Source organism: Planomicrobium sp. CPCC 101110 (assembly GCF_007859395.1).
Lineage (GTDB): Bacteria > Bacillota > Bacilli > Bacillales_A > Planococcaceae > Planococcus.
The window spans coordinates 181,051-196,408 of sequence record NZ_VOHD01000006.1; the positions used below are offsets into that span (position 1 = coordinate 181,051).

The following is a 15,358-nucleotide window of genomic DNA, read 5'->3' on the forward strand; positions in this document are numbered from 1 at the left end:
TTAACTAATTTATTTATAATATGTGGTTTGAAAATATTTTAAAGAAGGAATTGAGCATTAATCTTACTTTAATTATAAGATTATATTAAACTATTCATTACAAGTGAGAGGGGTGGAGTTTAATGAACATGGAATCGATCAAAGGATCAAGCATGATTGTGAAAATGGCGCGGACTTTAATGAGTGAAGGCTGGTCATTCGTCCCTGATGAATTCGACGTGATTGTGAAAGCCGAGAACAAAACCACGGGTGAAGAAGTTTCATTTCCATCAATCGGCAACTTAAAAATGTGGATGTATGAAAAAGCGTTAAGTTATTGATCATAAATTATTTCCTAAATAGCAATGGTATGGAAAAGCTGCCGATTCAATTATGAATAGGCGGCTTTTCCTATTTCTTTTGGGCTTGAAGTTTCCTCTTCCTCCAGGAAACCTCGTTTCCTATGCAGCCTTGTTTTGAGGGTTGGATTGCCTATCTTTCCTTGAGGTTGTTTTTTTTTCTTTTATGACTGATAATTCAGATAACAATGAACAAATGAACCTATCGTGTGATACTATTGGTTCAATAAAGTATTTCTGTTTAGCTGGAGCAAGCATATGCAAATAAGCATAGCCCAAAAAGGAAAATTCTTTCAACTTAGGAAGGCACAGAATCGGGATGGACACCAATCCAAAAGGTGAAAGAAGAAACGGCAGCTTCTTTGTAAGTAATTTCGGCCTGTCTTCTTTATGCTTTTATATGATGCCTGATCAACAGAAAGGAGGAAATAAAAAAGACTAGTGGAAGTGGGACAAGATGCGGTTTGTCTTCTTTTAAAGAAAAATAATTCTCAGCTGCAATTGGTGTCTGCAATTATTTTGAAGAAAAGAGGGGAACATCATGGCAGAAGCAACGACTCGCGCTCGAATTCAGCGCTTCGGCAGCTATTTGAGCGGAATGATCATGCCGAACATCGGCGCTTTTATTGCTTGGGGTCTTATAACAGCTCTTTTCATCCCGGATGGTTGGATTCCGAATGAAAAATTGGCAACTCTTGTCGGCCCGATGATCACGTATTTATTGCCGCTGTTGATCGGCTTTACCGGCGGCCGTTTGGTTTATGACTTCCGGGGCGGTGTGCTTGGAGCCATCGCAACGATGGGGGTAATCGTCGGAGCCGAAATTCCGATGTTCCTCGGCGCAATGATCATGGGGCCACTGGCCGGTTTCGCAATGAAACTGATCGACGGCGGATTTCAGCATCGAATCCGTCCAGGCTTTGAAATGCTCTATAATAACTTTTCTGCGGGTATATTGGGGGCTTTTCTAGCCGGTATTTCAGTTTATTTTGTCGGGCCTCTTGTCAACGGCTTGACGAATGCCTTAGCTTCCGGTGTCGAAGTGATCGTGGATATGGGATTGCTTCCTTTGGCTAGCATCATCATTGAACCCGCTAAAATCCTCTTCTTGAACAACGCAATCAACCATGGGATTTTGAGCCCATTGGGCGTTGAGCAAGCGGCGGACGCAGGAAAATCCGTTTTGTTCCTGCTGGAAAGCAATCCAGGACCTGGCCTCGGAATATTGCTTGCTTTTTCGGTTTTTGGAAAAGGCATTTCAAAAAGTTCGGCTCCAGGGGCTGCGATTATCCAGTTCCTGGGTGGAATCCATGAAATCTACTTTCCTTATGTCTTGATGAAACCGATGCTGCTTTTAGCGGTCATCGCAGGCGGAATCAGCGGCGTCTTCACTTTTACGCTATTTAACGCGGGTCTTGTGGCCACACCGTCACCCGGCAGTATTTTCGCTTTGATGGCCCTGACGCCTCCCGGGAACTATCCGGGCGTCATACTGGGGGTGCTTATAGCGGCGGCCGTTTCTTTTGCCATAGCATCCGTCGTTTTGAAAACAAGCAAAGTGGAAGAAGAAGATTTGTCTGCTGCGGCTAACCGAATGCAGGAAATGAAAGGGAAGAAAAGCGACGCCACCGGTTATTTGACTCCCCAACCGGCTGCAGGCGTTATAGGCGATGCCGGCGCAAGGAACTTGGCTTCCGATAATACGCAAGCTGTCGGGTCGGCTCCCGTGAAATCTTCACGCGAAATCAAAAAAGTTGTTTTCGCTTGTGACGCGGGGATGGGTTCAAGCGCGATGGGCGCATCCTTGCTCAGAAACAAGTTCAAAAAAGCGCAGATTGATATCCCGGTGTCGAATACGGCAATCAATCAATTGCCGGCAGACGCGGATGTCGTAGTGACTCACAAAGACCTGACCGACCGTGCAAAAGCCAAACTTCCGCAGGCGGAGCATATTTCGGTGGAAAACTTCATGAACAGCCCTGAATATGATAAGTTGGCGCAGCGGCTGAAAGAGCAGGGCGAATAAAAGGCAGGACAATCCGTGGGGATATTCCGCTCCACTGATTGTCTGTTCCGAAGCTTTCTATGGGCCAACCAGCAGAAGGCTTGACCAAAAAATTGGACAGGAGTGAGGAAAGTGGCGAAACCGGTTCTTAGCAAAGAAAATATCAAGTTGAATGTGGCAATTCCGGATAAAACCGAAGCGATCCGCTTTACGGGTGAAATCCTTGTTCAAGGCGGCTATGTGGATGCGGGGTATATCGATAAGATGTATGACCGCGAAGAAATGGCCACTACGTATATGGGCAATTACTTGGCGATTCCGCATGGCACAGAAGACGCGAAGCAAAATGTGTTTGAAACCGGTATTTCAGTGGTTACTGTACCGGAAGGCGTTGATTTCGGGGACGGCAATATCGCAAAAATTTTGATCGGCATAGCCGGAAAAGGCGATGAACATTTAGGGATTCTTTCAAATATCGCCATCGTCTGCTCTGAAGAAGAAAACATAGACAAAATTCTTAATGCCACTTCAGAAGAAGATATTATGGAACTTTTCAGCGAGGTGAAGTAAATGCAGGCGGTCCATTTTGGCGCCGGGAATATCGGCCGGGGATTTATCGGTGCCCTTTTGTATCAGTCCGGGTACCAGACCCTCTTCTTGGATGTGAATGATACGGTCATACAAGAGTTGAACCAGCAGCGGGCATATGAAGTGACATTGGTGGGCACGGAGCAGGAAATCATTTCAGTCAAAAACGTCAGCGGCATCAACAGCAGCACCCATCCCGCAGAAGCGGCGGAAGCGCTAGGCAAAGCGGATTTGATCACTGCCGCAGTAGGGCCGAATGTTTTGCCTCATATCGCTCGGCTTCTTGCAGAAGGCCTTAAAGTGCGCATGCGGACACGGAAAGATCCGGTTAACGTGATAGCATGCGAGAACATGATCAATGGCAGTTCAATCTTGAAAAAACACGTTTACGAATATTTAAACGAAGAGGAAAAACAAGCGGCAGAACAATTGATTGGTTTTCCCAACGCTGCAGTTGACCGCATTGTACCAGATCAGCGGCCAGGGAATATCCTCGGGGTGGCGGTCGAGCCTTATTATGAATGGGTGGTCGAAGAGGCGGCCATCAAAGGCCAAAAGCCGGACGTTGCAGGAATCACGTATGTCGATGATTTGAATCCTTATATCGAGCGCAAATTATTCACGGTCAATACTGGCCATACGGTTCCAGCGTATTTAGGCCATTACAAAAATTATTCGACGATCAATGAAGCTATGGGAGACAAGGAAATTGACACTATCCTTCAGGGGGCGCTTGCTGAAACCGGCGAAGTGGTTGTCCGCCAGCATAAATTCGATAGAGAGGAGCATGCTGAATATATCCGAAAAATCATTGGCCGTTTCCGCAATCCCTATGTTTCTGATTATGTTACACGCGTAGCGAGGGGGCCGATCAGGAAACTCGGACAGAACGACCGCCTGATCCGCCCGGCTAGCCTGTACATCCAATTGACCGGCAAAGAACCCGTTCATCTTGCGGCGGTCATTGCAGGCGTCTTACTGTATGAAAATGACCAAGATGACGAAGCGCGCCGGCTGCGGGAACAAATTGCTGAAAAAGGCTATGAAAAAACCCTGCAAAGCGTTTCAGGACTGGAAGCCGGCGACCCATTGATTGCCGCTGTCATGAAGCAATTGGATAACATGAAGCGATAAGACGAAACGGGTTCCCGGTGCCTATAGTGCCGGGAACTTTTTTTGTGGCTCATTCATGGCATCCATACTAGCCATTTCACTTTAGAGAAGCTGACTATATTTTTTATGAGAGAACCGAGCGCCCTTTGGACACGGGTCGATAAAAAAACAATTGCCGGCTATTCAATTACAGGCCTTTTCGTTAAAATTAGTCTCATCTACAATCGATTGATGAATGATTTCTTCTTTAATCCGGTGGATGAAAGGAATCCAATACATAACCCAAAAATCATATGGAATAAAGGAGAGAATCGCCATGAAAAAAGAGCAATTAACATCTCGTATCCTAGCCTCTACAAAGCAAAAGCCGGCGGACTTGGTGATCCGCAATGGGCGCATTGTCAACGTGTTCACAAAAGAACTGACTGCCGGCGATATCGCGATTACAGACGGAGTTATTATCGGAGTCGGGGACTATGAGGGAGTTCAGGAAATCGATGCGGAAGGCCGCTTTGTCGCCCCGGGTTTGATCGACGCCCATGTCCATATCGAATCCTCGATGGTCACACCCCACCAGTTCTCGCAGATTGTCCTTCCGCACGGGGTCACTTCGGTCATTACAGATCCACATGAAATTGCAAATGTTATGGGAGCGGCAGGGATCGATTTCATGCTTAAGGATTCAGAATCCGTGATGCTAGATATCTTTGTTATGCTGCCATCTTGTGTGCCTGCCACTTCTTTTGAGAATTCAGGGGCCGTTCTTGCCGCAAAAGACCTGGAGCAATTCGTCGGTCACCAAAGGGTGCTGGGTATTGCAGAAGTGATGGATTTTCCTGCAGTTCTTCGAGCGGATAGCGGAATGCTCGATAAACTTATGCTCAGTGCCCAAAGGGATGGACATGCCGCAGGTTTAACGGATAACGACTTGAATGTTTACAGGACAGCCGGTATCTCAACCGACCATGAATGCGTCACAAAAGAAGAAATGATAGAACGGCTGCGCCGGGGAATGTATGTGATGCTGCGGGAAGGATCGGTCGCGAAAAATTTAGAGGCTCTTTTGGAAGCAGTTACTGAAGCAAATGCGCATCGTTGTCTGTTTTGCACCGATGATAAACATCTGGACGATCTGATTGACGAAGGCAGCATTGATTATAACGTCCGGGCAGCTATACGCCGAGGCATCGATCCGATCACCGCCATTTCGATCGGAAGCCTCCATGCGGCGCAGTGCTATGGTCTGCAAATGAAAGGAGCGGTTGCGCCAGGGTTTGATGCGGATTTGATTTTGCTTGATGATCTTGAAGCCTTCTCCATTTCAGAAGTTTATAAAAACGGGGTCCTGGTCGGCCAAAACGGGGCATATACCGGCCCTGTCGGCGAAAGGGCAGCTGTCGAGGAGGTAAGGGATACAGTGAACATTTCCGGCTATACGGAAAACAGCCTGCAGATTGGGATGGCAGAAAGCGTAAAAGCGAATGTGATTGGCATCAATCCGAATAATTTGGTGACAGAGCATTTGGTCGAACAAGTGGAAGCGGAAAACGGCCGCTTTGTTCCAAACGCAGAAAAGGATCTTTTGAAAATTGCGGTCATCGAACGCCATAACGCGACAGGCAATATCGGTCTTGGAATCGTCAAAGGACTCGGGCTAAAAAGAGGAGCCATCGCCACAACCGTTGCCCATGATTCCCATAATATCATTGCAGCCGGCACCAACGATGAAGATATCTTGACTGCGGTCAAAAGCCTCCAAAGCATGGAAGGGGGATTGGCAGTGGTGGAAGGCGGAAATGTGCTGGCAGCTTTGCCTTTGGCGGTTGCAGGGCTGATGTCGGAGGAGAGTTTCCAGCAGGTTTATGAAGGAATCAAAGCGCTGGATGAGAGCTTGCTGCAGCTTGGCGCACCGACCCATTTCAATGCGTTTTTGACCTTGTCTTTTTTGTCGCTGCCAGTCATTCCGCATTTAAAAATCACCGATTGCGGATTGTTTGATATGGCAAAGTTTCAGCATATCGCCGTTCCTGTCTCGGAATAGCCAGTAATGGATGAAAAGAACCTTGAAGCGGGCTGCTTTTTTGCAGCCCTGCTCCAAGGTTTTTTTAGGAGATTTTTGCAAAAGCAAAAGAAAGAATGGGACTTACATGAAAGTTGGTGGATTTATTCTTTGAATGTTCGGTTTAAAGGCTGGGTTGTCAGGATATTCAGTAAGTGATGAATAGTTTTCAGAAAAAACAGAAAATGGAAGAGGGCTGTCTCAAATCCAAGAATACATTAATAAGGGGGGAGTTCAAATCCTGTACTTTACCAATTTGCATTTTCTTTGAACGCAGGCAGAGAATCCGGTGAAAAAGCGAGTATTGCAAGAACTAGAGGGTGTCAGGCCGGAACCATGAGCTTGAAAGATCTGGCTATATGAGAGTAAAAGTTATAGGTTGGATGAATATTTCTTCCTACAAGACTTACAGGATTTGAATATGAATTTGCTTTAAAAACTCAATTATTATAATATTAAGAAAAATAACAAAATTTTGGGTGGTTGTTTGGGTTTGGGTCAAGTGCAATCGTGCTTTGAACTGTCTCGCGCATCAAATTGTGTAAGCGTTATTATCCTAAAAAGGGGGCAACATTGATGAAGAGCAAGGTGCTTTTATCTGTACTGTTGATTGTCGCGATGATATTGAGCGCATGTGGAGGAGGCGGCGGCTCTGGCTCCAGTGGTGAAACCGCAGACGGCAAAATAGTCATCAAGTATATTAACGGCTTTACCGGCGGGGATGGCGAATACATGAAAAAAATCACCAATGGATTCAATGAATCACAGGATCAGTATGTGGTGGAAGAGTCCCAAGAAAAAGATCACTATACCAAGTTTAAAACAGGCAACTATGATTTAGTCTTGATCCATTCCGACAATCTCCAAACTTATCGCCAGGATAATATGATCCAGGATATAGGCGGTGTGCTTGAAACTGCCGGCATCAGCCCTGATGATTTTCACCCGGTGGCAAAAGAGCAAGTGACCTTTGATGGGGCGACATTTGCTGTTCCTCTTGATATCCATCCAATGACCATGTTTTACAACAAAAAACTTTCTCCTGAAGCTCCTATGACCTATGACGCAATGATCGATTTAACGCAGAATCTGCAGGAACAAGATCCGAATCTTTACGCGACCGGCATACCTAGCGGCGGTTTGCCTGAATGGTTTTATATGACAATAGCGGCACAGAACAACATCAATCTGGTGGATGGCAACCATCTGAATTTCGCTCAGGACGAATTTGCGGAAGCATTGATGATTTACCATGACATGATTTATAAAGATAATATATCTCCGGCAGGACTGGGTCTCGATGGGGAATTCCAAGCTTTCATGAAGCAAGTCGATGAAGGCGGAAGCGCAGTCCAGACTGCTACCGCCCTCACTGGTCCATGGTATTACCAGGCGGTAAAAGAAGCTTATGGAGATGATCTGGGAATTGCTTCAGCTCCTCAACTGGGCAACCAGCCGGGCGTTTATGGGGGCGGCCATACGGTGGCGCTGCCATCTTCCGTTCAAGATGAAGAGAAAAAAGCCGGCATTGCTGAGTTTCTGAAATATATGTATACACCTGAGAACCTGTTGAACTGGGCGGACAGCGGCCAAGCGCCGACCCATTTGGCAACAATTGAGCTGGTTGAGCAAGATGCGGAAAAATATCCGCTCGCCGCACAGAACGTCCAGCAATTTGATTCATTTGTGGGGGCGCCGCAGCTATACCAATACCGGGAACAAGTACGCTATATGACAGAGAGTGTGTTCCCGCAATTAGTGGGGGATGAAGGGATGACAAAAGATAAACTGATGTCGGAATTGCAAAAAGCGACTGACCAAGCTGCTCAGGTAGCTGAAACAGCACCTCAATAACAAGGATAAAAAATAGGTGGGCGGCATTTCATTCTTGCCTGATGAAATGCCGTTTTATTTAACTGATGGGGGTGTATTAAGAACTATGAGGATTTCGCGGACATGGTCCATAGTGATGTATTTGCCTTTTCTGATCTGTTTCGTTCTTTTTTTGATTGTTCCGTTGGTTTATGGAATTTGGATCAGCCTGCATAGCTGGTCTGTGTTTGGTGGAAATGGCGGGTTTGTCGGTTTTGACAATTACATAGCCATCCTGACTCCAGGGAACATCTACAGCACTTCCTTCTATCTAGGGCTAAAAAATACACTCATATTTGTTGCGATCAGTGTCGTTCCGCTGGTGGTGATCAGTTTAGCCCTTGCACTGCTGGTGGATGCTATCCCTAAAAAACTGAAAGTGTATTTTCGGACAATCTTCTTTATCTCTTATGCAGTTTCCGTAACCGCTGTTTCGGCCATTTTCAAATGGCTGTTTACCGGAAACGGGGGATATGTAAACAACTTGATGAATTCAATCGGGCTAAGCCCCATCAATTGGCTGAATGAACAGCCCTATGCCTGGGTATCCATCTTGGTTGCAACGATATGGTGGACAATCGGTTTTAATATGATCCTGTTCATCAATGCATTAGATGAAGTCGACGAAACCATGTATGAGGCGTCAAGCCTTGACGGGGCAAACTGGTGGGACAAGTTCGCCTATATCACTTTTCCTTCCATAAAAGGCGTATTTGTTTTTTTGACGATCATCTCGGTCATCGCTTCGTTTAATTTGTACGGCCAAACGCTGCTTATTACAGCCGGTGGGCCGGCACAAAGCACCCAGTCTTTGATCATGGTCATTCAGCAAATGGTTTTTACCCAAAACAATTTGGGGATCGGTTCGGCCATGGCAATTGTCATGGGGATAGTGATGATGGCGATTGTCGCCGCCCAATATTTCTATTCGTTCCGAAAAGAATAAGGAGGTTGAAACATGAAGAAGTCAAAAACTAAAACGGCATTGGTTGTCATAGCAGCATCCATCATCGCTTTTTTGTTCCTTCTTCCGCTGATCTTTATGATTTTCACTTCCTTTAAGGCGCTTGGCGAGGCGATGTCCTCTTCCGCGCTCCTGCCAAAATCATGGACAGCAGAAAATTATGGCAGCATATTCGGGATTGGCGCCGAGGTTCCCGTCCTCCGGTGGCTCTTCAATACAGGCTTGGTAACGATAGCCGGAACCGCCCTAGTCGTTTTTGTCGATGTCCTGGCGGCGTATTCCTTGGCGAGGCTCAACTTGCCCGGAAAGAAATTCTTCCTGAGCATTGTTGTCGCAGCTTTGACGGTGCCGGGCATCGTCACATTATTTCCTGCGTTCTATCTTTTCCGGCAATATGCGTTGATCGATACTTACGCTCCGCTGGTTTTGATCTACTCCGCGAATACAATGGGCGTCTTCCTGATTTACAGTTTTTTAAGGGGCTTTCCAAAAGATCTGGAAGAAGCGGCGTTTATCGATGGCGCGTCACTGCTTCAAATATTGCGCTTTGTTATTTTTCCGGCAATCCGGCCTGTTGTCGCTACTTTGTCTGTGCTGACTTTCCTGACAATCTATAACGACTTCCTTTGGCCATCTATCGTTACAAGTTCTGATGAGATGAAAACGGTGACGGTTGGGGTCGCGAACCTTGTCCAAGGCGCCAACTTTGTCAATCCCGGCAGGATGATGGCAGCGACCGTAGTGGCGACCATGCCGGCCTTGATCATTTTTGTGGCGGCAAACAAATACTTTGTCAGAAGCGTAGTGAGTTCCGGCATCAAATAAGTTTATGGGGATGAAAAGTTGTGCCGCCAGATTGGCAGCGCCACTTTTTCATTATCATACCGAAGAAACTGATCATCTTGCGCACGAAAAGGAGAAAGTAAGGTAAACTAGATGAAAGAAGATTTGCAAGGAATATGAAAGCACATCTAGGAGGCAGTTTATTGAACAGTTTCATCGTTATGCAAGGAGAGACATATCAGCAAGAAAAAAAGTTGGGCATCCTTTGGTCCCCGCAGCAGGATAAATCCGGCATGGTTCCGCATTCGTATAAACGGATGACAGAAGTGAAAAAAGGTGATCGCATCCTTCATTATGTCAAAGGGGCAATTATCGCGATCAGCAGAGCGGCCGAAGACTGCAAAAAAGCGAAACGGCCGAACTCATTGGAAGGTGCGGATGAGGCGGATGGCTATAAGGTCGTTGCGGAGTACCGGGAATTGGAGACTCCGGTGGCCATACACGAGCACATTATCGAACTGGCCCCTTTTCTGCCGAAAAAATATTCCGCTTTCCAAGAAGACGGAAGCGGTAATCCGGGATATCTGTATGCCTGCAATGAAGAACTGTTGCTCAAATTGCTGGAGATCATCAGCGTCCGGAATGTTTTTATCAAGGAGGCGGAACAGCTTGAGCTGGCGATCGAAGTGGTGCGCAGAAAAGAGCATTATCCGCTTGTTACGCTCATTGCTGAAACAGTGCTTGAAGCGAAAACTAAAATGGAACGGAGCGAACAGCGGTTCCGTGAGCTGCTGTTGCCGAAGTGGAACCAGCAATGCCAAGTTTGCGGCGTTCAACTCGGGGCGTTATTGAAAGCCAGCTACGCCAAACCGTGGAAAGACAGTGTGGATCCGGAAAGAGTGGACCCTTATAACGGCATCGTCCTGTGCGCCAATCATGACGCACTTTACCGGGATGGCTATATGGCGATCAACCCGAGCGGCACCCTGCAGATTTCCAAAAAGATCGCGGAAGAAGAGTACCCTTTATATGGATTGGCAAAAAGAATGAAAGTTGCCGTTTATCCTGAAAATGAACCTTTCTTCCGCTGGCATAAAAACAATGTTTTTTTGGACAAGAGAAAACGGATATTGAACCGTCCCACTGTTGAATGAACGCAATAAAACCGTCCTTCGCTAAACAAGCGGAATCAGGGCGATTTTTTCAATGCTTGGATAGCCGTTTTGCTTTAAAGAGAATAAAAATCTTTATTGAAGTGACGCTGTTTTATAGAAGGGAATTTGTTCGATCCTGTAGAATAAATTATGAAGTTGATAGGCAATAAAGCAGGAAAATCGGGTATACACAAAGCACATCAATGAAATGATGCCACCTTTGATAAGATTGGAGAACTTTTATGGATTTGCTGCTAACCGTCTTGGTGCTGCTTTTTTGCTTGTTGATTTCTAACATCGTCAGCCACTATACTCCCTATATTCCAACAGCGCTGATCCAAGTAGCTTTAGGGATCCTCCTAGTAGTGGCTGTCAAAGATTTCACTTTTGAAATCGAAACGGAATGGTTTTTGCTGCTGTTCATTGCACCCCTTCTTTACAACGATGGAAGGCATTTTCCCCGTGAAGAATTATGGAGAATGAGGGGCCCGATTCTAGGGAACGCTATAATTCTTGTCTTGCTGACGACTGTTGTAGGCGGCTATTTCATACACTGGCTCATTCCGTCTATTCCTCTGACAGCATCTTTTGCATTAGCCGCCATTTTATCGCCGACTGATCCGGTTGCCGTGAACGGTATCGCGAAACGGATCCATATTCCTGAAAAAGTATTGAATTTGGTAAGAGGCGAATCCTTGATCAACGACGCATCAGGCCTTGTCGCTTTCAACTATGCTGTTGCAGCGGTTGTGACCGGCTATTTTTCATTGCGTGAAGCTGTTCTGGATTTTTCTTACAAATTTGTAGCGGGTGCTTTTTTGGGCCTTTTTCTGGCTTTGCTTATAATCGGCATCCGTTATCTTTTGCGGAAACAGGGCATCAGCGATGTCACTTTCTTCACTTTGCTTCACGTTGTGACCCCATTCCTGATTTTTATCGTAACTGAAGAGTTTTTGCATGCTTCCGGGGTCATAGCGGTTGTTGTTGCAGGGATTGTCCATTCGCTGGTCAGGGAAAGGACGGAAACATTCATCGCTGAAGAGCAAATTTTAACAGAAGATATTTGGAAGATCATTCTGTTCATTCTTAATGGTATAGTGTTCCTGTTATTGGGATTGAATATTCCTCCTTCAATGAGCGGAGTCCTGGAAAATGCGGATTCAGGGCTTTGGCGCCTCCTGTTATATGTGATATTGATCGGCTCTGTAATTTTAGGCATTCGTTTTGTATGGGCTTATCTGTTTGCTGCATATGAGTATCGGTTCAGCAAAACGGAAAATTTCGCAGAACCCAACTTAAAGACGACCCTTTTTGTCAGTTTGACAGGGGTTCGCGGAACAGTGACAATGGTCGGGGTGTTATCGATACCGTTCGTGCTGGAAAGCGGCGAAGATTTCCCGAACCGTTCGCTTATCCTTTTCCTGGCTGCCGGAACCATCCTGTTTACTTTGATTGCCGCGACCCTCCTGCTCCCGCTTCTTAGCAGGGGAATGCTGGATGAAGGGGAAAGTGAACCGGAAATGAACTTGGAAGAGGCGAGGCGGCGTGTGCTGCTGGCATCGATCAATAAAATCAAAGATGAGATGACAGAAGAGAACGAACCGGTCGCCTATGAATTGATGGATGAATACAAACTAAGGCTGAACCAACTGGAACCGAATGAAAAATTGATGGAACAAAAAAGCAAAAAGTATCAGCGGAAGTTGAAAGAAACCCGGTTATTGGCTTTAAAGGAAGAAAGAAATTATATAGAGGACATTGAGCAGAAACAAGGCATGGATCAAGAGATGTATGAGGCATTCGAGAAATCCTTGGACCGGAGAGAGCAAGCGATTGAAAAAAATGTAAGAGCCTTCACAATTTATCTGCAAGGCAAATTGACGAGAGCTTGGAAAAGATTCCGCGGCCATTACGTAAAGGATGAAGAAACCCGGCTGATCAAACTTCAGATCGGCAAAGACATCCAATTAGCCGCCTTGCAGGCTGCTCTCCATCGGTTGGAAGAAGGCCATAAGGAAAACGAGAAAGATGAAACGATCGATACTGTGATCATGGAATATAACCGGATGATAAGCGGCCTGAAGAAACCGGAATCCTTGTTCAACGAAAATTATGATATTCAAAAAGAAGAACTGCGCATTATCGTCATGGACATGGGCCGATCTGAAATCTTCAGAATGTATGACGAGGGACAAATAACAAGAGAGCAAGCAAAAGAACTAAGACGCTATGTCAACTATTTGGAAAGCGTTACACTTCATGAATTGATTGAATGATTTCATTTTCGGGAGGAGCAAGGGGTATGAACATAAAAAAAATCGAATCCATTCTTTATAAATCAGGACGGATTGTAGGTGATTTGAATGCTATCAAAAATGGGACATTGCACAAAAGGTTGGCACGCCGCGCAGTTAAAAAAGTGATCAACCGGGTGACAGGGAAAATCTTTAAAATTTGAAAGCCGATGTTGAACGGTAAAATCCTTTGCTTGAGAAAAGCACAATTTTTACGGAAATTTAATAAAGCTCCTTTTTCATAAGGCATATCCCACTTTCATACGGGATATGCCTTTAGCTGTGCGGGATCAGAAAACGCTGAAGGATTTACAATGTACATTCCGAATTAAAGAAAGAGAATAGTGGGAATATGCTTATTGTTGTAAATAAACTGCCGTGCTAAACTGATGGTGCATGGCCGCGCTTTCATGGAAATGTGTAGGCACGGCTGTCAAAATACGATAAGGATGGTGTCGAATGAACGGTAAATTTATGAAGACGGCAATAGCTTCAGTTGTAGCGGCAAGTGCACTCGGGATTCAGGCTGCAGTTCCGGCAAATGCTGCCGAAGGGGACTTTGACCTGACGATTATGCATACGAATGATACGCATGCGAATCTGGACATGGTCGCGCAGCGGGTAACTTTGGTGAACCAAATCCGTGCTCAACATCCAAACAATTTATTGCTTGATGCTGGAGACGTCTTTTCCGGAACCCTTTACTTTAACGCGTTCCAAGGACAGGCAGACCTCGACTTTATGAATTTGATGAAATATGATGCCATGACATTCGGCAACCATGAATTCGACTTAGGGGCAAGCGCCGAAGGGCATGCGGCTTTAGGGGAGTTTATCGGCGGAGCGGACTTTCCATTTGTTTCTGCAAATGTCAACGTTGCGGATGACAAAGATTTAGCACCATTAGACAACAATACGTATGCAAAAGAATTCAGCAACGGTGAAATATACAATGGCATCATCAAAGAAATTGCCGGGGAAGAAGTCGGCATTTTCGGACTGACCACTGAAGAGACACGTGCCATTTCAAGCCCTGGAGCGGTAGAATTCACAAATTATATTGCAGCTGCCAAAGAAGCGGTTGCGGCATTTGAAGCGGCTGGCGTCAATAAGATCATAGCGCTGACCCACATCGGGTTTGACGATTCCGAAGCTTACGACAACGATCAGCTGCTTGCTGCTGCAGTTGCGGGAATCGATGTGATCGTTGGTGGCCACACCCACACAAAAATAGCAGATCCAGTCGTAAACAACACGCACGGTGAGCCGACTTTGATCGTCCAAGCGGAACAGTACAATAAATTCCTTGGCCAATTGGATGTAACGTTCAATGAAGCAGGTGTGATTACAAATCATGCTGGCACTCTGCATGATGTAACAAAAGCAGCTTCTGATGCCAAAGCTTTGGAAATGCTGAAACCTTATGCGGATGAAATCGACGCCATCAAAAACCAGTCCACTGGAGCGGTTGCGAAAGTGTTCTTGAACGGCGAACGAGGTGAAGCGGGCGTGCGGAATGCTGAAACCAACCTCGGCAATCTGATCACCGATGGCATGCTGGCGACTGCGAAAACAATCGATCCCGAGACGGCAATCGCTTTGCAAAACGGCGGCGGTATCCGCTCTTCGATCAATGAAGGGGATATTACTGTCGGTGAGGTTTTGACAGTGATGCCTTTTGGCAACGCCTTGGCGATCATGGAATTGACCGGTACTGAATTGAAAGCGGCTCTGGAACACTCTGTGAAAGATTATCCAAAAGAGTCTGGCGGCTTCCTTCATGTAGCAGGCCTTAAGTTTACGTTTGATCCCGGCGCTCCTGCGGGCTCTCGAGTAACGGAGGTCCAAGTTGAAAAGAATGGGAAGTACAAGAAGCTCAAAGAGAAAGACACTTACAAAGTAGCTACAAACACTTTCACTGCCAAAGGCGGAGACGGCTATACGTCATTTGCAGCTGCGTATGAAGATGGACGGGTCAGCGAACCTGGCAACGTCGATTGGGAAATGTTCATCAATTATATCAAAACGTTGGAAGAAGTGAATCCGAAAACGGAGAACCGCATTGTTCCAAAAAACTCCAAATAAAGAAATCACATCAAAGAACCATGAATCGATTCCATCTCGGAAAAATCTCAGCAGAGAAGAAAAAAACAGCAGCCGGCCCCTTTTAAAGAGGCCAGCTGCTGTT

The 15,358-nt window shown here is 46.0% G+C and carries 12 protein-coding genes; all 12 read left to right on the forward strand.

The features are described 5' to 3' along the window. Window positions 1-122: 122 nt before the first annotated feature. The gene (locus FQV30_RS08755) at window positions 123-320 is read left to right on the forward strand and encodes a hypothetical protein (RefSeq protein ID WP_146499781.1); all 198 of its coding nucleotides are present in this window, start codon (window positions 123-125) and stop codon (window positions 318-320) included. 559 nt (window positions 321-879) lie between these two features. Beyond that, complete coding sequence (locus FQV30_RS08760) at window positions 880-2,364, forward strand: PTS mannitol transporter subunit IIBC (protein WP_146499782.1); 1,485 nt, start codon at window positions 880-882, stop codon at window positions 2,362-2,364. A gap of 111 nt (window positions 2,365-2,475) precedes the next feature. Beyond that, window positions 2,476-2,913: a PTS mannitol transporter subunit IIA gene (locus tag FQV30_RS08765; protein ID WP_146499783.1), complete on the forward strand. Its 438-nt coding sequence runs from the start codon at window positions 2,476-2,478 to the stop codon at window positions 2,911-2,913. Next, window positions 2,914-4,065 carry a mannitol-1-phosphate 5-dehydrogenase gene (locus tag FQV30_RS08770; RefSeq protein ID WP_146499784.1) on the forward strand — a complete coding sequence of 384 codons (1,152 nt, stop codon included), beginning with the start codon at window positions 2,914-2,916 and terminating at the stop codon, window positions 4,063-4,065. Window positions 4,066-4,360: 295 nt separating this feature from the next. Continuing rightward, window positions 4,361-6,085, forward strand: a complete 1,725-nt coding sequence (gene ade / locus FQV30_RS08775) for an adenine deaminase (RefSeq protein WP_146499785.1) — start codon at window positions 4,361-4,363, stop codon at window positions 6,083-6,085. A 594-nt stretch (window positions 6,086-6,679) separates the two neighbouring features. Further along, window positions 6,680-7,957: an extracellular solute-binding protein gene (locus FQV30_RS08780; RefSeq protein ID WP_146499786.1), complete on the forward strand. Its 1,278-nt coding sequence runs from the start codon at window positions 6,680-6,682 to the stop codon at window positions 7,955-7,957. Window positions 7,958-8,042: 85 nt separating this feature from the next. Continuing rightward, entirely contained in the window at window positions 8,043-8,921 is an 879-nt protein-coding gene (locus FQV30_RS08785) for a carbohydrate ABC transporter permease (RefSeq protein ID WP_146499787.1), read from the forward strand. 12 nt (window positions 8,922-8,933) lie between these two features. Further along, entirely contained in the window at window positions 8,934-9,764 is an 831-nt protein-coding gene (locus FQV30_RS08790; protein WP_146499788.1) for a carbohydrate ABC transporter permease, read from the forward strand. 161 nt (window positions 9,765-9,925) lie between these two features. After that, on the forward strand, window positions 9,926-10,876 hold the full coding sequence (locus tag FQV30_RS08795; protein ID WP_146499789.1) for an HNH endonuclease: 951 nt from the start codon (window positions 9,926-9,928) through the stop codon (window positions 10,874-10,876). Between the two features lie 242 nt (window positions 10,877-11,118). Beyond that, window positions 11,119-13,152: a Na+/H+ antiporter gene (locus tag FQV30_RS08800; RefSeq protein ID WP_146499790.1), complete on the forward strand. Its 2,034-nt coding sequence runs from the start codon at window positions 11,119-11,121 to the stop codon at window positions 13,150-13,152. A 26-nt stretch (window positions 13,153-13,178) separates the two neighbouring features. Beyond that, the gene (locus tag FQV30_RS17955) at window positions 13,179-13,334 is read left to right on the forward strand and encodes a hypothetical protein (protein ID WP_186725591.1); all 156 of its coding nucleotides are present in this window, start codon (window positions 13,179-13,181) and stop codon (window positions 13,332-13,334) included. Between the two features lie 295 nt (window positions 13,335-13,629). Next, complete coding sequence (locus FQV30_RS08805; protein WP_146499791.1) at window positions 13,630-15,255, forward strand: bifunctional metallophosphatase/5'-nucleotidase; 1,626 nt, start codon at window positions 13,630-13,632, stop codon at window positions 15,253-15,255. The last annotated feature ends 103 nt before the right edge of the window (window positions 15,256-15,358 follow it).

What these genes read in the sequence shown, in the direction of transcription:
- FQV30_RS08755 (WP_146499781.1), top strand. Translation starts at nt 123, where the DNA reads ATGAACATGGAATCGATCAAAGGATCAAGCATGATTGTGAAAATGGCG.
- FQV30_RS08760 (WP_146499782.1), top strand. Translation starts at nt 880, where the DNA reads ATGGCAGAAGCAACGACTCGCGCTCGAATTCAGCGCTTCGGCAGCTAT.
- FQV30_RS08770 (WP_146499784.1), top strand. Translation starts at nt 2,914, where the DNA reads ATGCAGGCGGTCCATTTTGGCGCCGGGAATATCGGCCGGGGATTTATC.
- ade (WP_146499785.1), top strand. Translation starts at nt 4,361, where the DNA reads ATGAAAAAAGAGCAATTAACATCTCGTATCCTAGCCTCTACAAAGCAA.
- FQV30_RS08780 (WP_146499786.1), top strand. Translation starts at nt 6,680, where the DNA reads ATGAAGAGCAAGGTGCTTTTATCTGTACTGTTGATTGTCGCGATGATA.
- FQV30_RS08785 (WP_146499787.1), top strand. Translation starts at nt 8,043, where the DNA reads ATGAGGATTTCGCGGACATGGTCCATAGTGATGTATTTGCCTTTTCTG.
- FQV30_RS08790 (WP_146499788.1), top strand. Translation starts at nt 8,934, where the DNA reads ATGAAGAAGTCAAAAACTAAAACGGCATTGGTTGTCATAGCAGCATCC.
- FQV30_RS08800 (WP_146499790.1), top strand. Translation starts at nt 11,119, where the DNA reads ATGGATTTGCTGCTAACCGTCTTGGTGCTGCTTTTTTGCTTGTTGATT.
- FQV30_RS17955 (WP_186725591.1), top strand. Translation starts at nt 13,179, where the DNA reads ATGAACATAAAAAAAATCGAATCCATTCTTTATAAATCAGGACGGATT.
- FQV30_RS08805 (WP_146499791.1), top strand. Translation starts at nt 13,630, where the DNA reads ATGAACGGTAAATTTATGAAGACGGCAATAGCTTCAGTTGTAGCGGCA.